Source organism: Vibrio sp. S/42/10, assembly GCF_029890535.1.
In the GTDB taxonomy this organism is placed as follows: domain Bacteria; phylum Pseudomonadota; class Gammaproteobacteria; order Enterobacterales; family Vibrionaceae; genus Vibrio; species Vibrio cyclitrophicus.
The window spans coordinates 43153-68942 of sequence record NZ_JAKMZC010000014.1 but is presented as its reverse complement, the minus strand read 5'-3'; the positions used below and the strand labels follow the sequence as shown (position 1 = coordinate 68942).

The 25790-nt window shown below is 46.0% G+C and carries 24 protein-coding genes; 15 read left to right on the top strand and 9 right to left on the bottom strand.

Annotated features, from left to right (window positions below; translation table 11 throughout):
- Nucleotide 1: 1 nt before the first annotated feature.
- On the top strand, nucleotides 2–937 hold the full coding sequence (locus L8S15_RS15560; protein WP_010433534.1) for a bifunctional GNAT family N-acetyltransferase/hotdog fold thioesterase: 936 nt from the start codon (nucleotides 2–4) through the stop codon (nucleotides 935–937).
- 28 nt (nucleotides 938–965) lie between these two features.
- On the opposite strand, the gene L8S15_RS15555 is transcribed toward L8S15_RS15560, so the two are convergent.
- From L8S15_RS15555 to hslR, 4 genes are all read right to left on the bottom strand, one after another.
- On the bottom strand, nucleotides 966–2936 hold the full coding sequence (locus L8S15_RS15555; RefSeq protein WP_277870654.1) for an AsmA family protein: 1971 nt from the start codon (nucleotides 2934–2936) through the stop codon (nucleotides 966–968).
- A 156-nt stretch (nucleotides 2937–3092) separates the two neighbouring features.
- Nucleotides 3093–4718 carry a phosphoenolpyruvate carboxykinase (ATP) gene (pckA, locus tag L8S15_RS15550; RefSeq protein ID WP_010433544.1) on the bottom strand — a complete coding sequence of 542 codons (1626 nt, stop codon included), beginning with the start codon at nucleotides 4716–4718 and terminating at the stop codon, nucleotides 3093–3095.
- Nucleotides 4719–5055: 337 nt separating this feature from the next.
- A complete protein-coding gene (gene hslO / locus L8S15_RS15545) occupies nucleotides 5056–5949 on the bottom strand; it encodes an Hsp33 family molecular chaperone HslO (RefSeq protein ID WP_010433546.1) in 894 nt (297 codons plus the stop codon).
- An 18-nt stretch (nucleotides 5950–5967) separates the two neighbouring features.
- Complete coding sequence (gene hslR / locus L8S15_RS15540) at nucleotides 5968–6354, bottom strand: ribosome-associated heat shock protein Hsp15 (protein ID WP_010433549.1); 387 nt, start codon at nucleotides 6352–6354, stop codon at nucleotides 5968–5970.
- A 317-nt stretch (nucleotides 6355–6671) separates the two neighbouring features.
- Here hslR and gspC point away from each other — a divergent pair, with 317 nt between their 5' ends.
- The 12 genes from gspC (at nucleotide 6672) to L8S15_RS15480 (ending at nucleotide 18263) form a co-directional block, all read left to right on the top strand.
- A complete protein-coding gene (gene gspC / locus L8S15_RS15535; RefSeq protein WP_016768265.1) occupies nucleotides 6672–7568 on the top strand; it encodes a type II secretion system protein GspC in 897 nt (298 codons plus the stop codon).
- A gap of 41 nt (nucleotides 7569–7609) precedes the next feature.
- Nucleotides 7610–9634, top strand: a complete 2025-nt coding sequence (gene gspD / locus L8S15_RS15530; protein WP_016791472.1) for a type II secretion system secretin GspD — start codon at nucleotides 7610–7612, stop codon at nucleotides 9632–9634.
- Nucleotides 9634–11136: a type II secretion system ATPase GspE gene (gspE, locus tag L8S15_RS15525; RefSeq protein WP_010433557.1), complete on the top strand. Its 1503-nt coding sequence runs from the start codon at nucleotides 9634–9636 to the stop codon at nucleotides 11134–11136. Before gspD ends, gspE begins: the two co-directional genes overlap by 1 nt.
- A gap of 1 nt (nucleotide 11137) precedes the next feature.
- A complete protein-coding gene (gene gspF / locus L8S15_RS15520) occupies nucleotides 11138–12358 on the top strand; it encodes a type II secretion system inner membrane protein GspF (RefSeq protein WP_102385166.1) in 1221 nt (406 codons plus the stop codon).
- Between the two features lie 87 nt (nucleotides 12359–12445).
- On the top strand, nucleotides 12446–12889 hold the full coding sequence (gene gspG / locus L8S15_RS15515) for a type II secretion system major pseudopilin GspG (protein WP_004741459.1): 444 nt from the start codon (nucleotides 12446–12448) through the stop codon (nucleotides 12887–12889).
- Between the two features lie 96 nt (nucleotides 12890–12985).
- On the top strand, nucleotides 12986–13579 hold the full coding sequence (gene gspH, locus L8S15_RS15510) for a type II secretion system minor pseudopilin GspH (RefSeq protein ID WP_102385167.1): 594 nt from the start codon (nucleotides 12986–12988) through the stop codon (nucleotides 13577–13579).
- Nucleotides 13566–13961, top strand: a complete 396-nt coding sequence (gene gspI / locus L8S15_RS15505; protein WP_010433567.1) for a type II secretion system minor pseudopilin GspI — start codon at nucleotides 13566–13568, stop codon at nucleotides 13959–13961. The genes gspH and gspI overlap by 14 nt, the downstream gene beginning before the upstream one ends.
- Nucleotides 13948–14718 (top strand): type II secretion system minor pseudopilin GspJ, encoded by a 771-nt coding sequence (gene gspJ, locus L8S15_RS15500; protein WP_102385168.1) that lies wholly within the window; start codon nucleotides 13948–13950, stop codon nucleotides 14716–14718. Before gspI ends, gspJ begins: the two co-directional genes overlap by 14 nt.
- Nucleotides 14711–15760, top strand: coding sequence for a type II secretion system minor pseudopilin GspK (gspK, locus tag L8S15_RS15495; RefSeq protein ID WP_010433573.1), 1050 nt, complete (start codon nucleotides 14711–14713; stop codon nucleotides 15758–15760). The genes gspJ and gspK overlap by 8 nt, the downstream gene beginning before the upstream one ends.
- Nucleotides 15729–16973 (top strand): type II secretion system protein GspL, encoded by a 1245-nt coding sequence (gspL, locus tag L8S15_RS15490; protein ID WP_010433576.1) that lies wholly within the window; start codon nucleotides 15729–15731, stop codon nucleotides 16971–16973. Before gspK ends, gspL begins: the two co-directional genes overlap by 32 nt.
- A 20-nt stretch (nucleotides 16974–16993) precedes the next feature.
- Complete coding sequence (locus tag L8S15_RS15485) at nucleotides 16994–17482, top strand: type II secretion system protein M (RefSeq protein ID WP_016768269.1); 489 nt, start codon at nucleotides 16994–16996, stop codon at nucleotides 17480–17482.
- 1 nt (nucleotide 17483) lies between these two features.
- Entirely contained in the window at nucleotides 17484–18263 is a 780-nt protein-coding gene (locus L8S15_RS15480) for a type II secretion system protein N (protein WP_157936304.1), read from the top strand.
- Nucleotides 18264–18387: 124 nt separating this feature from the next.
- Here the strand turns inward: L8S15_RS15480 and cysQ are convergent, their stop codons facing one another.
- From cysQ to L8S15_RS15460, 4 genes are all read right to left on the bottom strand, one after another.
- The gene (gene cysQ / locus L8S15_RS15475) at nucleotides 18388–19215 is read right to left on the bottom strand and encodes a 3'(2'),5'-bisphosphate nucleotidase CysQ (RefSeq protein WP_010433599.1); all 828 of its coding nucleotides are present in this window, start codon (nucleotides 19213–19215) and stop codon (nucleotides 18388–18390) included.
- A 36-nt stretch (nucleotides 19216–19251) separates the two neighbouring features.
- Nucleotides 19252–19803, bottom strand: coding sequence for an ADP compounds hydrolase NudE (gene nudE, locus L8S15_RS15470; protein ID WP_010433602.1), 552 nt, complete (start codon nucleotides 19801–19803; stop codon nucleotides 19252–19254).
- Between the two features lie 281 nt (nucleotides 19804–20084).
- On the bottom strand, nucleotides 20085–20669 hold the full coding sequence (nfuA, locus tag L8S15_RS15465) for a Fe-S biogenesis protein NfuA (protein WP_010433605.1): 585 nt from the start codon (nucleotides 20667–20669) through the stop codon (nucleotides 20085–20087).
- Nucleotides 20670–20779: 110 nt separating this feature from the next.
- Entirely contained in the window at nucleotides 20780–21493 is a 714-nt protein-coding gene (locus L8S15_RS15460) for a ComF family protein (protein WP_322626536.1), read from the bottom strand.
- A gap of 93 nt (nucleotides 21494–21586) precedes the next feature.
- On the opposite strand from L8S15_RS15460, the gene bioH reads away from it, so the two are divergent.
- Together bioH and L8S15_RS15450 are read left to right on the top strand one after the other, a co-directional pair.
- On the top strand, nucleotides 21587–22363 hold the full coding sequence (gene bioH / locus L8S15_RS15455) for a pimeloyl-ACP methyl ester esterase BioH (protein ID WP_280574020.1): 777 nt from the start codon (nucleotides 21587–21589) through the stop codon (nucleotides 22361–22363).
- Between the two features lie 355 nt (nucleotides 22364–22718).
- Nucleotides 22719–23192 carry a hypothetical protein gene (locus L8S15_RS15450; protein ID WP_010433611.1) on the top strand — a complete coding sequence of 158 codons (474 nt, stop codon included), beginning with the start codon at nucleotides 22719–22721 and terminating at the stop codon, nucleotides 23190–23192.
- A gap of 124 nt (nucleotides 23193–23316) precedes the next feature.
- On the opposite strand, the gene L8S15_RS15445 is transcribed toward L8S15_RS15450, so the two are convergent.
- On the bottom strand, nucleotides 23317–25647 hold the full coding sequence (locus tag L8S15_RS15445; protein ID WP_280574017.1) for a Tex family protein: 2331 nt from the start codon (nucleotides 25645–25647) through the stop codon (nucleotides 23317–23319).
- Nucleotides 25648–25790 lie beyond the last annotated feature (143 nt).

Genomic DNA, 25790 nt, shown 5'->3' with positions numbered 1-25790 from the left:
CATGTTTAAACTGATAACACCGACCACCGAAAATCAACTGAACAAGTATTACCATTTTCGTTGGCAGATGCTGCGTGAACCTTGGCGAATGCCGGTAGGTTCCGAGCGTGATGAATATGATGCCATGAGTCACCATCGCATGATTGTCGATGGTCGTGGCCGTCCGATGGCGATTGGCCGCCTTTACATCACTCCAGACCTCGAAGGTCAGATCCGTTATATGGCGGTAAAGAACTCTCGTCGAAGTAAAGGCATGGGCTCATTGATTTTAGTGGCGTTAGAGTCACTGGCTCGCCAAGAGGGTGCCAAACGTCTAGTGTGTAATGCACGTGAAGATGCGATCTCATTCTATGAGAAAAACGAATTTGAGCGTCGTGGTGAAATTAATGACCAGCGTGGTCCAGTTCGTCATCAGCAGATGGTGAAACACCTTGATCCGATGGCTGATGTACTGCGTAAGCCTGAATGGTGTAATGAGCTACAACAGCGCTGGGAAAATCAAATTCCGATCAGTGACAAGATGGGTATCAAAATTAACCAATACACGGGTTATCAGTTTGAATGTAGTGCTCAGTTGAACCCAAACCTTAATCCTCACAACACCATGTTTGCAGGCTCAGCTTTCACCTTAGCGACATTAACAGGCTGGGGAATGACTTGGTTGTTGATGAAAGAGCGTGGACTTACTGGTGATATCGTTCTGGCTGACAGTAATATTCGTTATCGTCACCCGGTTGAGCAAAACCCAGTCGCTGCTACTTCATTGGATGGAATCAGTGGTGATTTAGATCGTCTCGCTTCAGGTCGAAAGGCTCGTATCATTATCCACGTGACTATTCATAGTGGCGATGTTGAAGCGGTTGAATTCACGGGCACTTATATGCTGATCCCTGACTACAAAAAGCGATTATCAACAGACACTAACGTAAGCGTATAGCTGACACTGACTAACAGATACAAGGCGCCTACTCCTGTGGAGTGGCGCTTTTTTGCTGGCAGTTATTAATCTCCGAATATTTCGCTTGGTCGAGCTTTCCTGAGATTTGATGGCATTGGTCAGTTAAGGTGATGGAAAGTGTGTGTTTGCTAGTTTCTAGCAAATCGAGTTCTCCTGAGACCTCGCCAGTTAACGTTTGAACCCTTTGCGAACCTTGCGCTTCAGCGGATGCACCAATGATGTGCGTTGGTTCAAGGGTGAAACGGCCACGGTCAAAACTGGCATTCAGTTCTGGGACTTCAAATACATTATTACTCGAGGTTTCAGAAAGCGTATCGTTAAAGGTCATCATGCCTTGGCGAACGCTACCAGTAAGTTGGCCTGAGGTTGAGTACCCGAGCATTAGTGAATCGCCGTACAAACCTGCGGCTTGAAGTTCGAATTCTCCATAACCTGTCGCATCGAGTGGCAATTTAAGTGGCTGCAACATTAGTGAGATTGGTAACCCGTCAGCAGAGACATCTAAGCTCCATGGTTTGCTTATTTTGTTAAAATCGAGCGTTGCATTTGCTTCAATATAACCATCCCGTAGTGGGGCAAACAGGCGTGTTAACGTCCATTTCCCCTGCTCGCTATGCATTTCAATCACAGGCTGGGCGCTGAGGATGTTTTGATAGCTCGCATCGTTGGCGCTGGCCATCAACTTGCCCTGCCATAGACCTAATTTTCGGTCTTGAAGTAATTGAACCTGACGCCCCTCTATATGTAGCCCTGAGACTTGCCAGTAAGGTTTCTCGGCGAGTTGAATGAGTTGGCTGCGTTCGACGTTAAGTTGCTTGATAGAGATCTGTTGTAGTTCTTCAAACCAAGGCGTTAGGCGAACTGCAGGTAAATGTTCATCTAGGCTCTCCTTGATCCACTTTATTCCGCGAACATCGAGTTGTGTTAATTCAACGGTGCTCGGAGTTACTTTTCCATTCAGTTGAATACTGCCTTGAAGAAGTTGAGTATAGAAATCTTCAATCAGAATCTGGTTTGGTTGGAGGTTCAACTTAACGCTTGGGTCGATGAACCTGTCATCATCTAAAATGACACCTTCTGCTTGCAGAGAGAGCGTCGCTTGCTGTTGCTCCCACCATCTAAAAGGCAGTTGGATATTTTCGAGTGACGCATCAAAAGCGGTTAAGTGGCCATCTTGCCATTGCACGTCACTGCGTAGAATATCGAGACTGTTGATGTGATTGATCTGAATGCCTGCGACATCCCAATCTTTGTTTAACAGGCTTTGGGTCTGTTGTTCGTTTAATCGTAAGCCATCGACTGTGACATTCACCAATGACCAATCGCGTTGGTATTGTTCTGCCTGTCCAGATATTTTGGCTCCACGCCAATCAAATGAAGCGCCATAAAGGGTGCTATCACTCGGTTTTAGGTCTAAGTCTATCAACAGATTATCGAATGCTTCACCTTGCCAATACAATTGCGAGGCGGAGAGTTGGGTTTTGCCATAGGGCAGCAGTGAACGGTTGTCCCCCCAAATGGGTTCGGAGATCTGGAGGTTGATGCCTCGTGTATTAAAGTCTGGAGTCGAGAAATCTAGATTATTGATGGCCAACTGATGGAGTTTGAGACTTGGTTGAGTCAATACCGATGTGAGTGTTTCCAGATCGTCAGCTTCTAACTGGAGTCCGCTGATTAACACCGAGTCTAAAACCAGCTTGGCTTCAATAAGAGAGTCTGAACTGAACCAGATATCGATCTTATCGATATAAAGAGGCGTTTGCTGTTTAGGTTGGTTGTGGGTGATGCCCATCAAGGTGATGTGATACGGCGCCTGATACTCAATATCTTCAATGAGTACAGGTTGTTCAATCGTATGCTTGATAAAAAAGTTAGCAACATCAGCTCGGTATTGAGTTTGTAAGCTTAATAGCAGCGCCGCGAGAAGTGCAACGACGATGGAAAGCACAATGCCGAGCACCATGAATACCTTTTTCATTCCTTGAAAGCCTTAATTTTCACTAGTCTTAAAACAGAGTGGAACAAAAATGGGTAAGCAGCAACAAAAAAGCCCCTCAAAAGAGGGGCTTGCTACAAAAATATCATTTTGAAACAGGGTCTTTGCATTTCGCTCAACCCCGAGCAGACTTTAGGGTTAGTCTAGTTGTGGACCTGCAGCAACCAGTGACTTACCTTCAGCGTTATCTGTGTACTTGTCAAAGTTGTTGATGAAGCGCTCTGCTAGATCTTTCGCTTTGCTTTCCCACTGCAATGGATCAGTGTACGTATCACGCGGGTCAAGAATCGTAGGATCTACGTCGTGCAACGCTAGCGGTACTTCTAGGTTAAACATAGGGATAACCTTAGTATCCGCTTGGTCGATTGAGCCATCTAAGATAGCGTCAATGATGCCACGAGTATCTTGAATCGAGATACGTTTGCCTGTGCCGTTCCAACCAGTGTTCACTAGGTAAGCTTCTGCTCCCGCCGCTTCCATACGTTTCACAAGCACTTCAGCGTACTGAGTTGGGTGAAGAGTTAGGAATGCAGCACCGAACGCAGCAGAGAACGTAGGAGTTGGCTCAGTAATACCGCGCTCTGTACCCGCTAGTTTCGCTGTGAAGCCAGATAGGAAGTGGTACTTCGTTTGTTCTGGAGTCAGTTTAGATACTGGCGGTAGAACACCAAATGCATCAGCGGTCAGGAAGATAACTTTTTGAGCGTGACCTGCTTTTGATACTGGTTTAACAATGTTGTCGATGTGATGAATCGGGTAAGAAACACGAGTGTTCTCTGTTTTTGAACCGTCATCAAAATCGATAGAACCATCGCCACGAACCGTTACGTTCTCTAGTAGTGCATCACGACGGATTGCGTTGTAGATTTCAGGTTCAGCTTCTTTAGATAGACGAATTGTCTTCGCGTAACAACCACCTTCAAAGTTGAAGATACCATCGTCATCCCAACCGTGCTCATCATCACCGATTAGCTCACGTTTAGGATCGGTTGATAGGGTTGTTTTACCAGTGCCTGATAGACCGAAGAAAATAGCGACATCGCCTTTCTCGCCAACGTTTGCACTACAGTGCATTGAAGCAATACCTTGTAGAGGTAGTAGGTAGTTCATCATTGCGAACATACCTTTTTTCATCTCACCGCCGTACCAGGTACCGCCAATGATCTGAACACGTTCAGTCAGGTTGAAAGCGACAAAGTTCTCAGAGTTTAGACCTTGTTTCTCCCAGTTAGGGTTGGTTGTTTTAGCACCGTTCATTACCACGAAATCAGGTTCGAACGTTGCTAGTTCTTCGTCGGTTGGACGAATGAACATGTTCTTAACGAAGTGCGCTTGCCACGCTACTTCAGTGATAATACGCACACTTAAACGCGTATCTGGGTTAGCACCACAATAACCGTCGATGACAAACAGACGCTTGCCAGATAGCTGAGTTGTTACAAGCTCTTTCAGCTCGTCCCATACTTCAGTGGTAATCGGTTTGTTGTCATTTTTGCCTTGATCTGACCACCACATGGTATCGCGTGTTGTGTCATCTTTAACAATGTACTTATCTTTTGGTGAGCGGCCAGTAAAGATACCAGTATCAACCGCAACGGAGCCTAGTTCCGTTACTACGCCTTTTTCGTAGCCTTCTAGACCCGGCAGTGTTTCTTCAACGAATAACTGCTCGTAGCTAGGATTACGAAGAACTTCGGTAACGCCAGTCAGTCCGTGCTTAGTTAGATCAATTTGTGCAGCCTTAGTATGTTCCATAACGGTCATAGGTGCTCCTTGTAGGATATTTTGTAGGGATTTTGTAATAATTTTTTATTGTTATCTGCTCACCATGCTAGCAACGAGGCTCGGGGGAAACAGGGATACAGCTCAAAAAATATCCATATTAACCTTGGGGTTTTAAGCGCCTCGTCACATATTGGCCCAACTAGTCTATCCTGTACGCAAACCTTTGCGCTAGGGGCGAGAACATTATTAATTGATTAAAATTAAGCGGTGATTTTATTACGAGATGTTACGGAGTTTGCGCTATTTTGATCACAAAAAAGGCCAGCTGAGTGCTGACCTTTTTGGGGTAAATTACGTGTTTTTGGTATGCCGTAAATTAATGAACCGTATTGCTGCCTTTATCTGCCGCTTCTGCGTAAAGAGCATCTACATCATTTTTGTCGAACGAGTAGTTTGTGCCACAGTAATCGCAGTGTAGTCCCACACTACCTTCCGTGCTTAGAATGTCGTAAATCTCTTCTTGAGCAACAGTAATGATAGCCGCAGCGCTTCGATCACGTGAACAGCCACAGAAGAACTCAACCGGTTGAGGTGTAAATACCTGAACCTTCTCTTGGTTGTATAGACGGTAAAGCAGTTCGTTAGCTTCTAAAGAGAACAACTCTTCGTTTTTAACGGTGTCGGTTAGTTGCTCTAGATGCTCGAAATCATCTGGCGTACCTGTGCCGTCAGGCATAACTTGTAAAAGCATACCTGCAGCGTGAGCTTTGCCTTCATGTTCTCCAGTGCGCAGCCATAGACGAGTCTTAAGCTGTTCTGAGTTAGCAAAGTAACCTTCAAGAACGTCAGCAAGCGTTTCGCCTTCCAGACCAACGATACCTTGGTAACGTTCACCTTTCTTAGGATCGATGGTGATCACTAGGTGGCCTTTACCCATTAGGTCGTGTAGGCCTGCATCATCAGCAATCTCGCCTTCAAAGCGAGCGACACCGCGGATCTTTTGGTCGTGATCGCCATTGATAACAACTAGAGATACTGGGCCATCACCTTGCAATTGCATGGTAATAGAGCCTTCAAACTTTAGGGTCGCTGTTAATAGCGTCGTTGAAACCAATAGCTCACCCAGTAGCTTTTGAACTGGCGCTGGGTATTCCTTGCTAGAAATAATCTGTTGGTACGCTTCATCGATTTGTACCAATTCACCACGTACTGATAGATCTTCAAATAGGTAGCGATTTAAAACATTACTTGTAGACATTGGGTCTGCCATTTGGCTATTCCTTCTAGCTTATTGATTCTTGAACTTGATAATGTCACGACGTTGCTTTTTATCTGGGCGACGTTCAGGTGCTGGGCTATGAGCATTCAGCTTACGTTGTGCTGCAAACTCTTCTCTTTTTGCCACGCTCTCGGTGGTTTCTGCATAGAGGGTTTGGGCGATCGGAGCTCCGCCACGATGAGCCGAGATTTTCTCGATTGTCACCGTTTTTTCTTCATTACCTTGACGCAGTGTAATCACGGCCCCAAGTTCGACAATTTTACTTGGTTTGCTGCGCTGACCATTATAGTGGACTTTGCCACCATCGACCATGTTGCGAGCAATAGACCGGGTTTTGTAAAAACGAGCTGCCCACAACCATTTATCGAGTCTGACAGCTTCATTAGCAGTTTTCATATAGGGCTGTGCCTTATTAAGTGAGAAATGAATGCGGTTTAACTGTAATGAACAGTGCGCAACATGTTTTTTTGATGATGCTTATCACATTAAGTAGAAGCTTAAAGTGGAGGCGGTTGGCATTTTTTTCAAGTCATATTACAAAATAGCCATGTAATGCCGTTTTATCGATTTGCTATGATATAGTTCGAGATCTTATGCTTAAATAAGCTCGGTATCGAACGAATGAATAAAAAGGCTGAAAGTTTAATGATTTGCAGCGTTTGTCGTCATGAAAAGGGGCAAGGGAAGTGAACTTTTTAGAGCTCAAAAGTCGCATGGGAAATTCACCTGTGTTGAGCCGCTTATTAGAGAATGGATTTGTATTTCAGCAAAAACTAAGCCTAGTGACGTGTTGTTTGTTGATTGCAGCTTCAGCATGGATTTTAGGACAGCTTGCGTGGTTTATTGAACCTGCCGAGCAAACCGTTGTGCCTTGGAAAGCAACAGCTTCATCGTCTTCCTCTCCTCAATCGACCCTCGATATTTCTTCCCTACAGCAGAGCAACATGTTTGGTGCCTATAACCCAACCACAGCTCCTGTTGTTAAACAGCAAGTTATCCAAGATGCACCTAAGACACGATTAAACCTAGTTTTGGTGGGCGCTGTCGCCAGCTCTAATCCAAAATTGAGCTTAGCGGTGATCGCGAATCGTGGCACGCAAGCGACTTACGGCATTAACGAAGAGATTGAAGGTACGCGAGCTAAGTTAAAAGCGGTATTAGTGGATCGCGTGATCATCGATAATTCAGGGCGAGATGAAACATTGATGCTTGAAGGGATTGAGTACAAGCGTTTAGCGGTATCAGCACCTGCGCCACCTCGTACCACTTCTTCTGTTCGTGGCAATAACCCCGCTTCCGAAGAAGAGAAGCTAGACGAAATTAAAGCGAAGATAATGCAAGATCCACAACAAATCTTCCAATATGTTCGACTGTCTCAGGTGAAGCGTGACGATAAAGTTATTGGTTATCGTGTGAGCCCTGGCAAAGATTCAGAACTTTTTAACTCTGTTGGGCTCCAAAACGGAGATATTGCTACTCAGTTAAATGGGCAAGACCTGACAGACCCCGCAGCGATGGGCAACATATTCCGTTCCATTTCCGATCTGACAGAGCTAAACCTCGTGGTCGAGAGAGATGGACAACAACATGAAGTGTTTATTGAATTTTAAAACTTTGCGTCTGAAGACAGACGAAAGTGTAGGAGAAATACGTGAAGCATTGGTTTAAGAAAAGTGCATGGTTACTGGCAGGAAGCTTAATCTGCACACCCGCAGCCATCGCTAGTGATTTTAGTGCCAGCTTTAAGGGCACTGACATTCAAGAGTTTATTAATATTGTTGGCCGCAACCTAGAGAAGACGATCATCGTTGACCCATCGGTGCGCGGTAAAATTGATGTACGTAGCTATGACGTACTCAATGAAGAGCAATATTACAGCTTCTTCCTAAACGTATTAGAAGTGTATGGCTACGCGGTCGTTGAAATGGACTCAGGCGTTCTTAAGATCATCAAAGCCAAAGATTCTAAAACCTCAGCAATTCCCGTTGTTGGTGATCGTGATTCGATCACAGGCGACAGTGTAGTCACGCGTGTTGTGACGGTTCGTAATGTCTCGGTTCGTGAACTTTCTCCTTTGCTTCGTCAATTGAACGATAATGCCGGTGCGGGTAACGTTGTGCACTACGATCCTGCCAATATCATCTTGATTACCGGTCGTGCGGCGGTAGTGAACCGTTTAGCAGAAATCATCAAGCGTGTTGACCAAGCGGGTGATAAAGAGATTGAAGTCGTTGAGCTAAAGAATGCATCGGCGGCAGAAATGGTTCGTATTGTTGATGCTCTGAGTAAAACCACCGATGCTAAAAACACACCTGCATTCCTACAGCCTAAATTGGTTGCCGATGAGCGTACTAATGCAATTCTTATTTCCGGTGACCCAAAGGTACGTAGCCGTTTAAGAAAGCTGATTGAACAGCTTGATGTAGAGATGGCGACCAAAGGTAACAACCAAGTTATCTACCTTAAATACGCAAAAGCGGAAGATCTTGTCGATGTGTTGAAAGGCGTATCGGACAACTTGCAGTCAGAGAAACAATCTTCAACTAAAGGCAGTTCATCGCAACGTAATCAAGTCATGATCTCAGCCCACAGTGATACCAACTCGTTGGTCATTACCGCACAACCAGACATCATGAACGCGCTGCAAGACGTTATCGCGCAGTTGGATATTCGTCGTGCCCAAGTGTTGATCGAAGCCTTAATTGTCGAGATGGCTGAAGGTGACGGCATTAACCTTGGCGTGCAGTGGGGTAACCTAGATACTGGTGCAGTGATTCAGTATGGTAACACCGGTGCATCGATTGGTGGCGTGATGGTTGGTTTGGAAGAAGCCAAAGACACTGAAACGACCACTGCCGTTTATGATGACAATGGTGACTTTGTTCGTAATGAAACCACCACTGAATCGGGTGACTATTCTACCTTGGCATCTGCTCTTTCTGGCGTTAATGGCGCCGCAATGAGTGTTGTTATGGGTGATTGGACAGCGTTGATCAGCGCGGTTGCGACCGACTCAAACTCAAACATCCTATCTTCTCCAAGCATCACGGTTATGGACAATGGCGAGGCTTCATTCATTGTGGGTGAGGAAGTGCCTGTTCTAACCGGTTCTACCGCAGGTTCAAGCAACGACAACCCATTCCAAACGGTTGAACGTAAAGAAGTGGGTATCAAGCTTAAAGTGGTGCCACAAATCAACGAAGGTGACTCGGTTCAGCTGCAAATAGAACAAGAAGTCTCTAACGTATTGGGCGCCAATGGTGCAGTTGATGTTCGTTTTGCTAAGCGTCAACTGAACACGTCTGTGATTGTTCAAGACGGTCAAATGTTGGTGCTGGGTGGCTTGATTGATGAGCGTGCACTGGAAAGTGAGTCTAAGGTGCCGTTCTTGGGTGACATCCCAGTACTTGGACACCTGTTTAAATCAACCAGTACTCAGGTTGAGAAAAAGAACCTAATGGTTTTCATCAAGCCAACCATCATCCGTGATGGCATGACAGCCGACGGTATCACTCAGCGTAAGTACAACTTCATTCGTGCTGAGCAGTTATACAAGTCTGAACAAGGTTTGAAGCTGCTGGATGACGATAATATCCCGGTACTGCCTAAATTTGGTTCCGATATGAATCACCCGGCTGAAATCCAAGCCTTCATCGATCAAATGGAAACAGAATAATGTCTGAATTGGTAGGGGCGGCACGCACTTATCAGCGTTTACCGTTTAGCTTTGCGAATCGCTACAAGATGGTGTTGGAATATCAGCACCCTGAACGTGCGCCAGTGCTTTATTATGTTGAGCCACTGAAATCAGCTGCGATCATTGAAGTAAGCCGCGTTGTCAAAAATGGCTTTACTCCAGAAGCTATTACAGCAGAAGAGTTTGATAAAAAACTGACCGATGCTTATCAACGTGATTCGTCAGAAGCGCGGCAGTTAATGGAAGACATCGGTGCTGACAGTGATGATTTCTTCTCATTGGCAGAAGAACTGCCCCAAGATGAAGATCTACTCGAATCGGAAGACGATGCACCTATCATCAAATTAATCAATGCGATGTTGGGAGAGGCGATCAAAGAAGGCGCTTCGGATATACACATCGAAACTTTTGAAAAGTCACTCTGTATCCGTTTCCGAGTTGACGGTGTGTTGCGTGATGTTCTAGCGCCAAGCCGTAAACTGGCTCCGCTATTGGTTTCACGAGTAAAGGTTATGGCTAAACTGGATATTGCAGAAAAACGCGTGCCACAAGATGGCCGTATATCTCTGCGTATCGGTGGTCGTGCGGTAGATGTTCGTGTCTCAACCATGCCTTCTTCACATGGTGAGCGTGTGGTAATGCGTCTGTTGGACAAAAACGCGACTCGCTTAGACTTGCACAGCTTAGGCATGACCGCAGAAAACCACGAGAACTTCCGTAAGCTGATTCAGCGCCCACATGGCATTATCTTGGTGACCGGCCCTACGGGTTCGGGTAAATCAACAACCCTGTATGCTGGCCTGCAAGAGCTCAACAGCAATGAGCGAAATATCCTTACCGTTGAAGACCCAATCGAATTTGATATTGATGGTATTGGCCAAACACAAGTGAACCCTAAGGTTGATATGACCTTTGCGCGCGGTTTACGTGCCATTCTTCGTCAAGATCCCGATGTGGTTATGATTGGTGAGATACGTGACTTAGAGACCGCTGAGATCGCTGTTCAAGCCTCTTTGACGGGTCACTTAGTTATGTCGACCCTTCACACCAATACAGCAATTGGTGCGATCACGCGTCTACGTGATATGGGCATTGAACCTTTCTTAATCTCTTCTTCGCTGCTGGGTGTTTTGGCTCAGCGTTTGGTTCGTACTTTGTGTAACGACTGCAAAGAGCCTTATGAAGCCGACAAAGAACAGAAAAAACTGTTTGGATTGAAGAAGAAAGAGAGCCTGACGCTTTACCATGCGAAAGGTTGTGAAGCGTGCGGCCATAAAGGTTATCGAGGCCGTACCGGTATTCATGAACTGTTGATGATTGATGATTCAGTCCAAGAGCTGATTCATAGCGAAGCAGGTGAACAGGCGATTGAAAAAGCCATTCGTAGCACGACACCAAGCATTAGAGATGACGGCTTAAGTAAAGTTCTGAAAGGGATAACGTCCCTAGAAGAAGTGATGCGCGTTACCAAGGAAGTCTAGTATGGCGGCATTTGAATACAAAGCGCTGGATGCTAAAGGTAAAAGTAAAAAGGGGTCTATTGAAGCGGATAACGCTCGCCAGGCTCGCCAGCGCTTAAAAGAGCAAGGCTTAATGCCGGTTGAGATGACTGAAGCCAAGGCAAAAGATGCCAAAGGCTCTCAACCTTCGACCAGTTTTAAGCGTGGTATCAGTACACCTGATCTTGCTTTGATTACGCGTCAAATATCAACGCTTGTTCAATCTGGTATGCCGTTGGAAGAATGTTTAAAAGCGGTCGCCGAGCAATCGGAAAAACCACGTATTCGAACTATGTTACTTGCCGTCCGCTCTAAAGTGACGGAAGGTTACTCGTTAGCCGATAGCTTGTCAGATTATCCACATATCTTTGATGAACTGTTCAGAGCCATGGTTGCGGCGGGCGAAAAATCAGGGCACTTAGATGCGGTATTGGAGCGATTAGCTGATTACGCGGAAAATCGTCAAAAGATGCGCTCTAAGTTACTGCAAGCGATGATCTACCCGATTGTGCTGGTGGTGTTTGCGGTGACGATTGTCTCTTTCCTATTGGCAACAGTAGTACCTAAGATCGTTGAACCCATTATTCAAATGGGCCAAGAACTTCCGCAATCGACACAATTTTTATTAGCATCGAGTGAATTTATCCAGGATTGGGGCATCCAATTACTGTTGTTAACTGTTGGTGTGATTGTTCTGATTAAGACGGCACTGAAAAAGCCGGGCGTTCGTATGAGTTGGGATCGAAAATTATTGAGTATCCCGCTGATTGGTAAAATAGCGAAAGGGATCAATACCTCTCGTTTTGCTCGAACACTCTCTATTTGTACCTCGAGTGCGATTCCTATTCTTGAAGGGATGAAGGTTGCGGTGGATGTGATGTCGAATCACCATGTGAAGCAACAAGTACTGCAGGCATCAGACAGTGTTAGAGAAGGGGCAAGCCTGCGTAAAGCGCTCGATCAAACCAAACTCTTCCCACCGATGATGCTGCATATGATTGCCAGTGGTGAGCAGAGTGGCCAGCTGGAACAGATGCTGACAAGAGCGGCGGATAACCAAGACCAAAGCTTTGAGTCGACCGTGAATATCGCGCTAGGTATTTTTACGCCAGCACTTATCGCTTTGATGGCAGGCTTAGTGCTGTTCATTGTGATGGCGACGCTGATGCCGATGCTTGAAATGAATAATTTGATGAGTGGTTAACCAACTGCTCATAAGACGTTAGTTTTTGGATGAGCGAGAAGAAGGACACTATTACCTTCACTCGTTGTCTGTAATTTGGAGAAAACAATGAAAAATAAAATGAAGAAACAATCAGGCTTTACCCTACTAGAAGTGATGGTTGTTGTGGTTATTCTCGGCGTATTGGCGAGCTTTGTTGTACCTAACCTATTGGGTAACAAAGAGAAGGCTGATCAACAGAAAGCGATCACTGATATTGTGGCGCTAGAGAACGCGCTGGATATGTACAAACTGGATAACAGCGTTTACCCAACAACGGATCAAGGCCTTGATGCATTGGTTTCCAAGCCAAGCAGCCCAGAGCCTCGTAACTACCGTGACGGCGGTTACATCAAGCGTTTGCCAAACGACCCATGGGGTAACGAGTACCAATACCTAAGCCCTGGTGATAACGGCACTATCGATATCTTCACACTTGGTGCTGATGGCCAAGAAGGTGGTGAAGGGATTGCTGCAGATATCGGCAACTGGAACATGCAGGATTTCCAATAAGCTTCGGTTTGTTGTTTGATTCGTTCCTGTTGGTTGATAAGTTATTGAGCTTGAAACGTTATTGATGGTAGGACGTAAACAGATGGAGTCTACAAGGTGAAAACTAAGCAAACACAGCCAGGTTTCACCTTGATTGAGATTCTTTTGGTGTTGGTATTACTGTCAGTAACGGCGGTCGCAGTGATCGCGACCATACCTACCAATAGTAAAGACGTCGCCAAAAAATATGCCCACAGCTTTTATCAACGAATTCAGTTGCTTAATGAAGAGGCTATTTTGAGTGGCTTAGATTTTGGTGTTCGTGTTGATGAAAAGAAATCGACTTACGTTCTGATGACTTTGAAGTCTGATGGCTGGCAAGAAACTGAGTTCGAAAAAATCCCCTCTTTAACTGAATTACCAGAAGATCTCGCATTGTCACTGACCTTAGGTGGTGGCGCATGGGAAGACGATGATCGGTTATTCAATCCAGGAAGCCTGTTTGATGAAGATATGTTTGCTGATCTTGAAGAGGAAAAAAAGCCTAAGCCACCACAGATCTACATCTTATCGAGTGCTGAAATGACACCATTTGTGCTGTCGTTTTATCCAAATACAGGTGACACCATACAAGATGGTTGGCGCATTCGAGTGTTGGATAATGGCGTTATTCGATTGGTTGAGCCAGGAGAAGAAGATGAAGAGGAATAACGGCTCTCCTTATCGTTCTCGTGGTATGACTCTTGGTTCTCGAGGAATGACCCTGCTTGAAGTATTAGTTGCGCTCGCTATTTTCGCAACGGCAGCGATCAGTGTTATTCGTGCCGTCACTCAGCACATTAATACCCTTAGCTATCTAGAAGAAAAAACCTTCGCAGCTATGGTAGTAGACAATCAAATGGCTCTCGTCATGCTGCATCCTGACAAGCTTAAAAAAGCGCAGGGCACGCAAGAGTTAGCAGGAAGAGAGTGGTTCTGGAAAGTGACGCCAATTGATACTAGCGGTGATTTGTTAAAGGCGTTTGATGTCAGCGCGGCAACCAGTAAGAAGGCCTCTCCAGTGGTTACGGTGCGCAGCTATGTTGTCAAATAAGAGCATGTTGTCAAATAAGAGCGTGTTGTCAAATAAGAGCATGTCGTTAAGTAGGGTCAAGCCATCAGCTAAGGTTTCATCTAAGTGTCTGTCACGCAAACAAAGACTATCCTCGAAAGGGAGAGGCTTTACCTTAATCGAAGTTTTGGTCTCGATCGCTATCTTTGCCACGTTAAGCATGGCGGCTTATCAAGTGGTAAACCAAGTTCAACGAAGTAATGAAATCTCAATTGAACGCAGTGCGCGCTTGAATCAATTACAGCGTAGCTTGGTCATTTTAGATAATGATTTTCGTCAGATGGCTGCGAGACAATTTCGCACCGATGGTGAAGAAGCATCATCTAAGCTGATCTTATTGAAAGAGTATTTACTGGATTCCGACAGTGTTGGCATCATGTTTACTCGTTTGGGTTGGCATAACCCGCAGCAGCAGTTCCCTCGAGGTGAGGTGACTAAAGTGGGTTACCGCATCAAAGAAGAAACGCTTGAGCGAGTATGGTGGCGCTACCCAGATACACCAGCAGGCCAGCAAGGCGTGATGACTCCCTTACTTGATGATGTCGAAAGCTTGGAGTTCGAGTTTTATGACGGCAGTCGTTGGGGGAAAGAGTGGCAAACTGATAAGTCTCTGCCTAAAGCGGTAAGACTCAAGCTAACATTGAAAGATTATGGTGAGATAGAACGTGTTTATCTTACGCCTAGTGGTACGTTAGACCAAGCTGATGACTCTTCAAGTAGTGAGGACAGCAATGGCTAATCGAATCAATCGTCCTGCTAAGAGACGTTCGGTCATAGGGCGCAAACAACGCGGTGTAGCATTGATCGTTATTTTGATGCTATTGGCGATCATGGCAACCATTGCAGGCAGTATGTCTGAGCGTCTGTTTACTCAATTCAAACGCGTTGGTAATCAGTTAAATTACCAACAAGCTTACTGGTATAGCATTGGTGTAGAAGCGCTTGTACAAGACGGTATTAGGCAAAGCTATAAAGACAGTGATACTGTGAATCTAAGCCAACCATGGGCGTTAGAGGAGCAGGTCTATCCATTAGATTATGGGCAAGTCAAAGGCCGTATCGTGGATGCGCAAGCTTGCTTTAATCTTAATGCGCTAGCGGGTGTTACGACAACTTCAAGTAACCAAACACCTTATTTAGTGACAGTTTGGCAAACCTTATTGGAAAACCAAGATATTGACCCTTATCAGGCTGAGGTTATCGCGAATTCAAGCTGGGAGTTTGTTGATGCTGATACCCGAACCACTTCTTCGTCTGGCGTAGAAGACAGCACCTATGAAGCGATGAAGCCATCGTATTTGGCGGCCAATGGTTTAATGGCCGATGAATCGGAGCTACGAGCGGTGTATCAGGTTACCGGTGATGTGATGAATAAAGTTCGCCCTTTGGTTTGCGCTTTACCAACCGACGACTTCCGATTGAATGTGAATACACTCACGGAAAATCAGGCGCCTTTATTGGAAGCGATGTTCGCGCCGGGCTTAAGTGAATCGGATGCTAAACAGCTGATAGATAAACGCCCATTTGATGGTTGGGATACGGTAGATGCATTTATGGCGGAGTCTGCCATTGTCGGTGTGAGTGCCGAAGTTAGCAAGAAAGCGAAAGCATATTTAACTGTAGATAGCGCCTATTTTGAGCTAGATGCAGAGGTATTAGTTGAGCAGTCACGTGTACGTATACGGTCGCTTTTCTATAGTAGTAATCGAGAAACAGTGACGGTAGTACGCCGTCGTTTTGGAGGAATCAGTGAGCGAGTTTCTGACCGTTCGACTGAGTAGCGAACCACAAAGCCCTGTGCAGTGGTTAGTTTGGTCGACAAGCCAACAAGAAGTGATAGCAAGTGGTGAATTGTCGAGCTGGGAACAGCTTGGTGAATTAACACCTTACGCTGAAAAGCGCAGTTGTATTGCTTTATTGCCGGGAAATGAGTGCTTAATTAAGCGTGTTGAGATCCCGAAAGGTGCTGCTCGCCAGTTCGACTCTATGCTGCCATTTTTGTTAGAAGACGAAGTGGCACAAGATATCGAAGACTTGCACTTAACCATTTTAGATAAAGATACCACTCATGCCACGGTATGTGGTGTTGAGCATGAATGGTTAAGACAAGCGTTAGGTAAGTTTCGTGAAGCCAATATTATCTTTCGCAAGGTCTTGCCAGATACACTCGCTGTGCCTTTGGAAGAGCACGGCATTAGTGCATTGCAGATAGACCAACATTGGCTGTTACGCCAAGGTAACTCTCAACGCCAAGGTCACTATCAAGCGGTATCGATCAGCGAAGCATGGTTGCCGATGTTTTTGCAAAGTGACTGGGTTGCTGACGATGCAGAACAACCTACGACTATCTTCAGCTATACAGCGATGCCGAGTGACGATGTTCAACAGCAAAGTGGTGTGAATTGGCAAGCTAAGCCTGCTGAGTTGGTGATGTCTCTATTGAGCCAACAAGCGATCGCAAGCAGTGTGAATTTACTGACTGGCACCTTTAAAACTAAATCTTCATTCAGTAAATATTGGCGCGTATGGCAGAAAGTAGCGATTGCTGCTTGCTTGCTGGTGGCCGTGATTGTGACTCAACAAGTGTTAAAGGTTCAGCAATACGAAGCGCAAGCACAAGCTTACCGCATGGAGAGTGAACGTATCTTTAGAGCCGTACTACCAGGCAAGCAACGCATTCCGACCGTGAGTTACCTCAAGCGTCAAATGAACGATGAAGCTAAGAAATACGGTGGCTCGGGTGAGGGCGATTCCTTACTCGGCTGGTTAGCGCTGCTGCCAGAGACCTTAGGTAAAGTGACATCGATCGAAGTTGAAAGTATTCGTTACGACGGTAACCGCTCTGAGGTTCGACTGCAGGCGAAAAGTTCGAATTTTCAGCACTTTGAGACTGCCAGAGAGAAACTCGAACAGAAGTTTGCCGTGGAACAAGGCCCACTAAATCGCAATGGTGATGCTGTCTTTGGCAGTTTTACTCTTAAACCCCGTCAATAACCAACGCAAGGAGAGCAGTGATGAGAAATATGATTGAACCACTCCAAGCGTGGTGGACTTCAATAAGTCAGAGGGAACAACGATTAGTCATTGGTTGTTCTATTTTATTGATACTGGGTATTGTTTATTGGGGGTTAATACAACCACTTAGCCAACGAGCTGAGCTAGCGCAGAGCCGTATTCAAAGTGAGAAGCAATTGCTGGCTTGGGTTACGAATAAAGCCAATGAAGTGGTTGAATTAAGAGGCAGCGGCGGCATCAGTGCGAGCCAGCCTTTAAACCAGTCGGTACCCGCTTCTATGCGTCGTTTTAACATCGAGCTGATCCGTGTACAACCACGTGGCGAGATGCTGCAAGTGTGGGTAAAGCCGGTGCCATTTAATAAGTTCGTAGACTGGCTGACATACCTGAAAGAAAAGCAGGGTGTTGAGGTTGAATTTATGGATATTGATCGCTCTGATAGCCCTGGGGTTATTGATGTCAACCGACTACAGTTTAAACGAGGTTAATGTGAAACGCGGTATATCGTTAAAATACAGCCTGCTATTCAGCGGCATCTTTATCGTTTTTTTCTCAGTAAGTTTGTTGCTGCACTTACCGGCTTCTTTTGCTCTCAAACATGCACCTGTGGTACGCGGTTTAAGTATCGAAGGTGTTGAAGGTACCGTGTGGCAAGGCAGTGCTAACAATATCGTATGGCAGCGTGTTAATTACGGCTCAGTACAGTGGGACTTCCAGTTTTCTAAACTCCTACAGGCTAAAGCTGAGCTCGCGGTTCGTTTTGGTCGTAATAGCGATATGAACTTATCAGGCAAAGGACGTGTTGGGTACAGCATGAGCGGCGCGTATGCCGAAAATTTAGTGGCTTCAATGCCTGCTATGAACGTGATGAAATACGCACCAGCGATCCCTGTACCGGTTGCTATTGGCGGACAAGTTGAACTGACGATTAAGCATGCGGTTCATGCTCAACCTTGGTGCCAATCGGGCGAAGGCACGCTTGCTTGGTCTGGCGCTGCCGTTGATTCCCCTGTGGGTGCGCTAGATCTCGGCCCTGTGATTGCTGACATCAGCTGTGAAGACAGTACAATTGCAGCCAAAGGCGTTCAGAAGAGCACTCAAGTAGACAGTGAGTTCTCAGCGAGTCTAACACCTAACCAGCGCTACACATCTGCAGCGTGGTTTAAACCGGGTGTTGAATTCCCGCCAACGATGCAAAATCAGCTTAAATGGTTGGGTAATCCAGATAACCAAGGTAAGTATCAATTTACCTACCAAGGTCGTTTTTAGCTCGGTATCTACTTCTGAGATAGTCGCTGTTGGTGAGTGAATTTGGTTATTAAATCGCGAGATATAAAAAATGGGCACCTCAGTGAGGTGCCCATTTTGTTTGAATATCGGTAAGTTACAGACGCTAATCTTTACCCTGAAGTATCTCAGCCCAAGGTAAGTCTGCATCACCAAGAACAATGAAGTTCGGGTTCTCAAGCGTCTCTCTTTCGTTATAAGAAAGCGGCTCTAATTGAGTGCTTAGGATTCGGCCTCCCGCTTCTTCAACAATACATTGCGTTGCTGCGGTATCCCACTCGCCGGTTGGGCCTATTCTTAGGTAACAGTCCACAGCGCCTTCCGCCACTAAACATGCCTTAAGTGCAGCGGAACCTAGTGGAACCAAGTCATAGTTCCAAGCTGAGCTCATACGGCTAGTGATGCGGTTGATGTCTTGACGACGACTGATCGCCATCGCGATCGATTGGTTTGGTAGCTCGTGATGATGCGTTTTGATTTTCACGCTGTCGTTGAGGTCTGGAATTTTCCAAGCGCCTTTACCGCTATAAGCGTAATAGCTCACCCCTGAAACTGGCGCATACACCACGCCCATTACTGGCTTGTTATGTTCGATTAGGGCGATAATTGTCGCGAAATCACCACTTCTTGCAATGAACTCCTGCGTGCCATCGAGTGGGTCAACCAACCAGTAGCGATCCCATTGAGAACGCTGCTCTAGGCTGATGTCGGCGGCTTCTTCAGATAAAACGGGAATATCAGGTGTGAGTTCAGTGAGTTTTTTCGAGATCAGCTTATGTGCGGCGAGATCGGCACTGGTGACAGGTGTGTCATCGCTTTTGGTGAACTCTTCGTAATCTTTTTTCTCATAGATCTCTAAGATGAGTTGCCCTGCAGAGCGAGCAATCTCAATGACAGAGGGAAGGAGATGAGATAAATCTTTTGTTATTGGCATAAATATTCTCTTACTCTTCGAGCGAGCCTGTTTGTTCTAATTGTTGTTTAAGACTCGAAGGGTTAATAGTAGGGCGGTAATACTGCGAGCCTCACAGAAGTCGAGATGTGTTAATAGCTCTTCAGCTTGAGCAAGTGGCCAGCGAACAATATCCAGCGGCTCAGGCTCATCACCTTCTAATTTCTCTGGATAGAGCTCTTCTGCGATGAATAGCGTCATTTTGCTAGAGAAGTAAGAGGGCGCGAGAATCACTTCTTTTAGCGGGGTAAGCTTGTTGGCACCAAAGCCTATCTCTTCTTTTAATTCGCGAACGGCGGCTTCATTAGGCTGCTCTCCTGGGTCAATGAGACCTTTTGGAAAGCCTAATTCATAACGCTCAGTACCCGCGGCGTATTCACGCACTAATAGAATATCGCCTTGCTCAGTAATCGGAACCATCATTACTGCATTGCGACCACTAGGCTTCATGCGTTCGTAAGTGCGCTCTTCACCGTTTGAAAAGCGTAAATCGAGAGACTCGATAGAGAATAGTTTTGATTGAGCGACAGTTTGCTGAGCCAAAATCTCTGGCTTGGTCCTTTTTGTCATTGCGCTCGCTCCTTAACTCATTGAGGTTCTTTCTTGTAAAGTCATTCTAATATAGGGGAAATGACGTTGAGTTCCTAGATCCGAGTTTTCATATCCTAGATTTATTAGATCAGGAACCGATTGCGATCACTTGAATACCTTACTGCAAATGGTAACGCCGCCGTCATTATTGTGATTGCACGGGATATATACGGATAGAGGGTGTTTTGCCGTTTTTAAAACAAAAAAGGTTGATGCTTGCGCATCAACCTTTTAATCATTGAATCATACTAATTGAGTGATTAGTAGTAAGAGTGCTCACCGCGATCGTGCTCAGTGGCATCGCGAACTGCAGTCAGTTCACCTTCGAATTGTTGAAGAAGTTCTTTCTCGATGCCTTCTTTTAGCGTTACATCAACCATAGAACAACCGTTACAGCCACCGCCGAATGCAACGATAGCAGCGCCATCTTCAGTGATTTCTACCAAGCTTACGTGACCACCGTGGCCTGCAAGTTGCGGGTTAACTTGTGTTTGAATTGCGTATTCAACGCGTTCTACAAGTGGTGCATCATCAGAAACTTTACGCATCTTAGCGTTTGGTGCTTTCAGTGTGAGCTGAGACCCCATTTTATCGGTCACGAAGTCGATTTCAGCTTCGTCTAGAAATGGCAGGCTTAGCTCATCAACGTATGCAGAGAATGCGTCGAAAGAAAGCTTTGTATCCGATGCTTCGATAGCATCTGTTGGGCAGTAAGAAACACCACACTCAGCGTTTTGTGTGCCTGGATTTACCACGAACACACGAATGTTTGTACCTTCAGGCTGCTGTGACAGCAGATTGGCAAAGTGAGTTTGAGCTGTTTCTGTAATAGTAATATTTGACACGACGAATACCTGAGTAGATTTGTAGGTTATTAGCGCCATTCTACTCCTGTCAGATTTGTAATTCAGCCCTTTTTTTGTTGGATTGCTGTACAAGTAGCGATCCACAGCTTTTATCCAGAGGGCTCAGGAGTGCGGCAGATGCAGTAAATATCAATCCTTTTCACGCCCACTTCAAGTAGTAATTGGCATAATTGATACACTGTACTGCCTGTGGTTACAACATCATCAATTATCGCGACGTGAGAGTCATCGTTCGTTGAAAAATTCGTATTGCGCAGCGTGAAAGCGTCTTCCAGGTTGTTCTGCCTTGCTGATTTGGTTAATCCTTGCTGCGAAGCTGTTGATCGAGATCGACGAAATAAAACCGCACTTTTAACATTCAGCTCCTGAGCTGTGTAATGTGCCAATAACTGGCTTTGGTTAAAACCTCGATGAAGGTATCGAGTCCAATGTAAGGGAACACCGGTAATCAAAGGCGCTGGGTGCTGAATATGTGGCGCTAACAATTTTGATAGATCGCGAGCGAACCAGAACTTATCGGCGTATTTCATTTGTTGGATATAACGCGCCGTTGGAAAGGTGTAGTCACCTACACAATAGAGATGATGCCAAGGTGGAGGCTGAGACAAGCATTGACCACACTGCTCGACTGTGAGTAGTGTTTTTAACCCACATCGTTGGCAGCGTGGCTGTTGGCAAAAGAGATCGAGGCAAGACTGACACCATCGAGGATGAGTATCATTGGGGAGTTTGTCTAGCTTGCATAGGTGGCACTGAGGTGTGACCAGGCGTGGTGTGTTTTTTTGTAGCCAATCAGATAACATAGCTCGTGATGCTTTTGGGTTAGGGTGTTCCTTTTGCTCACCATACTGAAAAGCGCGGATTATCGCTGATGGAAAAAGTAGGGAATATTGAGAATGAGTGACGCGTTGTATTGGCATGTTTCAGGGCAAGGTCCTGATTTGGTTCTGGTTCACGGTTGGGGAATGAACGGTGCGGTATGGCAACAAACGGTCACTGCGTTAGAGTCTGATTTCCGAGTTCATGTTGTCGATCTGCCGGGTTATGGACACAGCTCTCACTGCCACGCTCAAGATCTTGAAGAGATAGCTCAGCAACTGTTGGCCGATGCCCCTAAGCAAGCTATTTGGGTCGGTTGGTCACTCGGTGGCTTGATCGCGACGCATATGGCTCTGCATCATTCAGATTATGTAAGCAAATTAGTGACGGTCGCCAGTTCTCCCAAATTCGCCGCTGCAAAAGAACCTGTTTTGTGGCGAGGTATTCAACCCAATGTATTAACGGCTTTCACTGAACAGTTAGTGGAAGACTTTCAGACCACCATCGAACGCTTTATGGCATTGCAAGCCATGGGCAGCCCTTCAGCAAGGCAAGATGTAAAACAGCTCAAGCAAGCAGTGCTTTCACGTCCGTTGCCGAATCCAGATTCTTTATTGGCGGGCCTAAAGATGCTGTCGGACGTCGACCTGCGTGAACAGCTCCCTGAGATTTCAGTGCCTATGCTGCGTTTATACGGTCGATTAGATGGATTGGTGCCAGTGAAAGTGGCCAAAGATCTGGGAAATGCTCTACCCGATACCGAGCAATACATCTTCACACAGTCGTCCCATGCGCCGTTTATGACAGAAGCCGATGCCTTTTGCAGTGAACTTGTCAGCTTCGCGCAAAAATAATCGCTAAATTTATCGCTGGCTTGGTCGATATATAACCTAATACCAATCACAGTAAGTAAATGTTCAAAAATAGCGTAGGAAAAAGGCTTGAGAACAAGGCTGCTTTTTTTTGACAAGTAGTTTTGATAAGTAGTTATTCTACAATCAAAAGTTCTAATGCCGTTATCGAGCATTTTAACAAGCTAGGATGAGCAGTTATTTACTACGATTGGTATAACACCAAGGCATTGCATGATACTCAGACCTCACTCTCTCCAGAGTGGATTGCGATAAGTTGGGCTATGCCTGTTGTGCTGACTCACAGTACAACAGCGTTGTAGCAATAACGATGGGCGATTCTTGAGGAGAGTTCGCGATGATTGTGTCACCTGCAACTGCAGTGAGTGTGCCACTGATCGCTCCATCCGTTAATGTGCAAACAGAGCAAGTTGCGCGTGATAATAGAGTTCGAGAACCCGTAGCTCCTGCCGTAGCATTGGCGAAAACCAATGCAGAGCGAAAGGTAAAATCGGACGATAAGCGAAGGCAGCAGTCGGCTTGGGATCCTTCAGACCATCCTGGTTATGAAATGGAGAACGAGTCAGAGGCCAATTCGATTAGCCAAGAAGAGCCACAAGATCCTTTTGAGAGGTTATTCAGCTTATTGGCACTGAGAACATACAGTGCTGATCAAGGAAAGGGCTATACCATGCGTTTTCGCCTGCCAAAGCATGTTTTAGATGCGGCGATTCAAGAGGGACAGATGGAGAAACGACGTAAGGTCATAAAATATCATTATGGTCATGCTGTTGCGCCTCATGCTCCATCAGAGATGCTGGTCGTGTTGTAAGTCGAAAACTTATGACCCTGCCAAACTTCTATGTCTTTTTTGAACACATAATAAAAACCTGCATACCCTAAGGGATGCAGGTTTTTTGTTTTAGGCGAATCAGCTTTTCAGATGAGCTAACGGATTACTTTTTCGCTTTTGCAAAAGCAGCAGCGAACGCACCACCCATCGCAGCGTTTTGTTGCGGCTCTTCGCGACGGCGTTGTCCGCCTTGTGAATTTTGGTTCGGGCGGTTTTGCGTGCGAGGCGCGCTTGAGCGCTGTGCACGGTTGTCTTGTCCAGGCTCATCTTTCATGCGCATGCTTAGCGCAATACGTTTACGTTGAACATCAACTTCCATTACCTTCACTTTCACGATGTCACCGGCTTTTACCACTTCACGCGGATCAGAAACAAAACGATCGGTCAGTGCTGAAATGTGCACCAAGCCGTCTTGGTGTACGCCAATATCCACGAACGCACCAAAGTTTGCCACGTTTGAAACCACACCTTCTAAGATCATGCCAGGTTCTAAGTCAGACATGCTATTCACGCCATCAGCGAAGGTCGCAGTCTTGAACTCAGGACGAGGATCTCGACCCGGTTTATCCAGCTCTTTAATAATGTCGGTTACTGTGGGTACACCAAAGCTTTCGTTGGTGTAATCAATCGCATGTAAACCTCGTAAGAAATCTGTATTGCCGACCAGAGATTTGATCTCTTTGTGGTTTTTCTCGGCGATGGCTTTCACCAATGGGTAAGCTTCTGGGTGAACCGAAGATGCGTCTAGTGGATTCTTACCATCCATAATACGTAGGAAGCCAGCACACTGTTCAAAGGCTTTTGGCCCTAAACGAGCAACTTTTTTCAGCGTAGTACGCGCTTCAAAGCGACCATTTTCATCGCGGTAATCTACGATGTTCTGAGCGATGGTGTTAGAAAGACCAGCAACACGAGTTAGAAGCGCAGCAGAAGCGGTATTCACATCAACACCAACCGCGTTTACACAGTCTTCGACAATCGCATCTAGGCGCTTAGCGAGCATAGTTTGGCTAACATCATGTTGGTATTGGCCCACACCGATCGATTTAGGGTCAATCTTCACCAGCTCTGCCAGTGGATCTTGCAGACGACGCGCAATAGATACCGCACCACGAATCGATACATCCATGTTCGGGAATTCTTTTGCCGCTAGCTCAGAAGCAGAGTAAACCGATGCGCCGGCTTCGCTGACAATGATTTTTTGTGCTGTTAGGTTGCTACGCTTAATTACATCAGCAACAAAGCTGTCGGTTTCGCGTGAAGCCGTACCGTTACCAATCGCAATTAAATCAACATTGTATTTACGAACCATTTGCTCAACAACGTGCGCAGATTTGTCGTATTGTTTTTGAGGCGGGTGAGGGTAAATGGTTTCTGTCGCCAGAACTTTACCGGTTGAATCTACCACCGCGATTTTCGAACCGGTACGTAAACCCGGATCCAAGCCCAAGGTTGCACGAGGTCCAGCCGGCGCTGCCATCAGCAGGTCTTTAAGGTTAGTTGCGAACACTTCAATCGCTTCGATCTCTGCACGCTCTTTCATCGCACCCATCAATTCGGTTTCCATGTGCATAGAAACCTTGATGCGCCATGCCCAGCTAATCACTTGCTTACGCCATGCATCTGCAGGTGCGCTGCTTAGAGTAATGCCATAGTGATCAGAGATGATGTTCTCGCAGTAAGAACCACGTACACCTTCTTCTTGCTCTGGGTCTGCATTCATTGCCAGCGTTAGGAAGCCTTCATTTCGACCTCGCAACATAGCAAGCGCACGGTGAGAAGGCACTTTGTTGAGTGTTTCGTTGTGTTCGAAATAGTCTTTGAATTTCTCGCCTTCATGTTCTTTCCCCGTAACGACACGAGCCACTAGCTCAGCATTGCGGTTTAGGTGTTGGCGAATTTCCTCAAGCAGGTTTGCATCTTCAGCAATGCGTTCCATGATGATCGCACGTGCACCATCGAGTGCGGCTTTAGTATCGGCGATGCCTTTATCGCTGCTGATGAAGTTAGCGGCTTCAGTTTCAGGATCGTGCTGTGGTTCATTCCATAGCGTATCGGCTAGGGGTTCTAGGCCCGCTTCAATCGCGATCTGACCTTTGGTACGACGCTTTGGTTTGTATGGCAGGTATAGATCTTCTAGGCGCGTCTTACTGTCGGCTTGAGTGATATCCCGCTCTAACTCTGGCGTGAGCTTACCTTGATCTTGAATCGACTTAAGAATCGTTTGGCGACGATCGTCGAGCTCGCGAAGGTATGAAAGGCGGCTATCAAGGTTACGTAGTTGGGTATCGTCTAAGCCACCCGTGACTTCTTTACGGTAGCGGGCAATAAAGGGAACGGTGTTACCGTCGTCAATTAGGTTTACTGCGGCGGTGACTTGCTCTGAACGAACATTCAGTTCTTCAGCAATCAGTCGACAGATAGCTTGGCTCATCCGATGAATCTCTTATTTAATATCATGACAAATACATGGGGGTTAGCGTACGCTTTTTCTAGCTTTGGCTGTGTAATTATCCTGTCAGAAGCCGAATTTCCGTTTGTGATACCCGCTTTGTGCGAGATCTCTTACACGTGGTG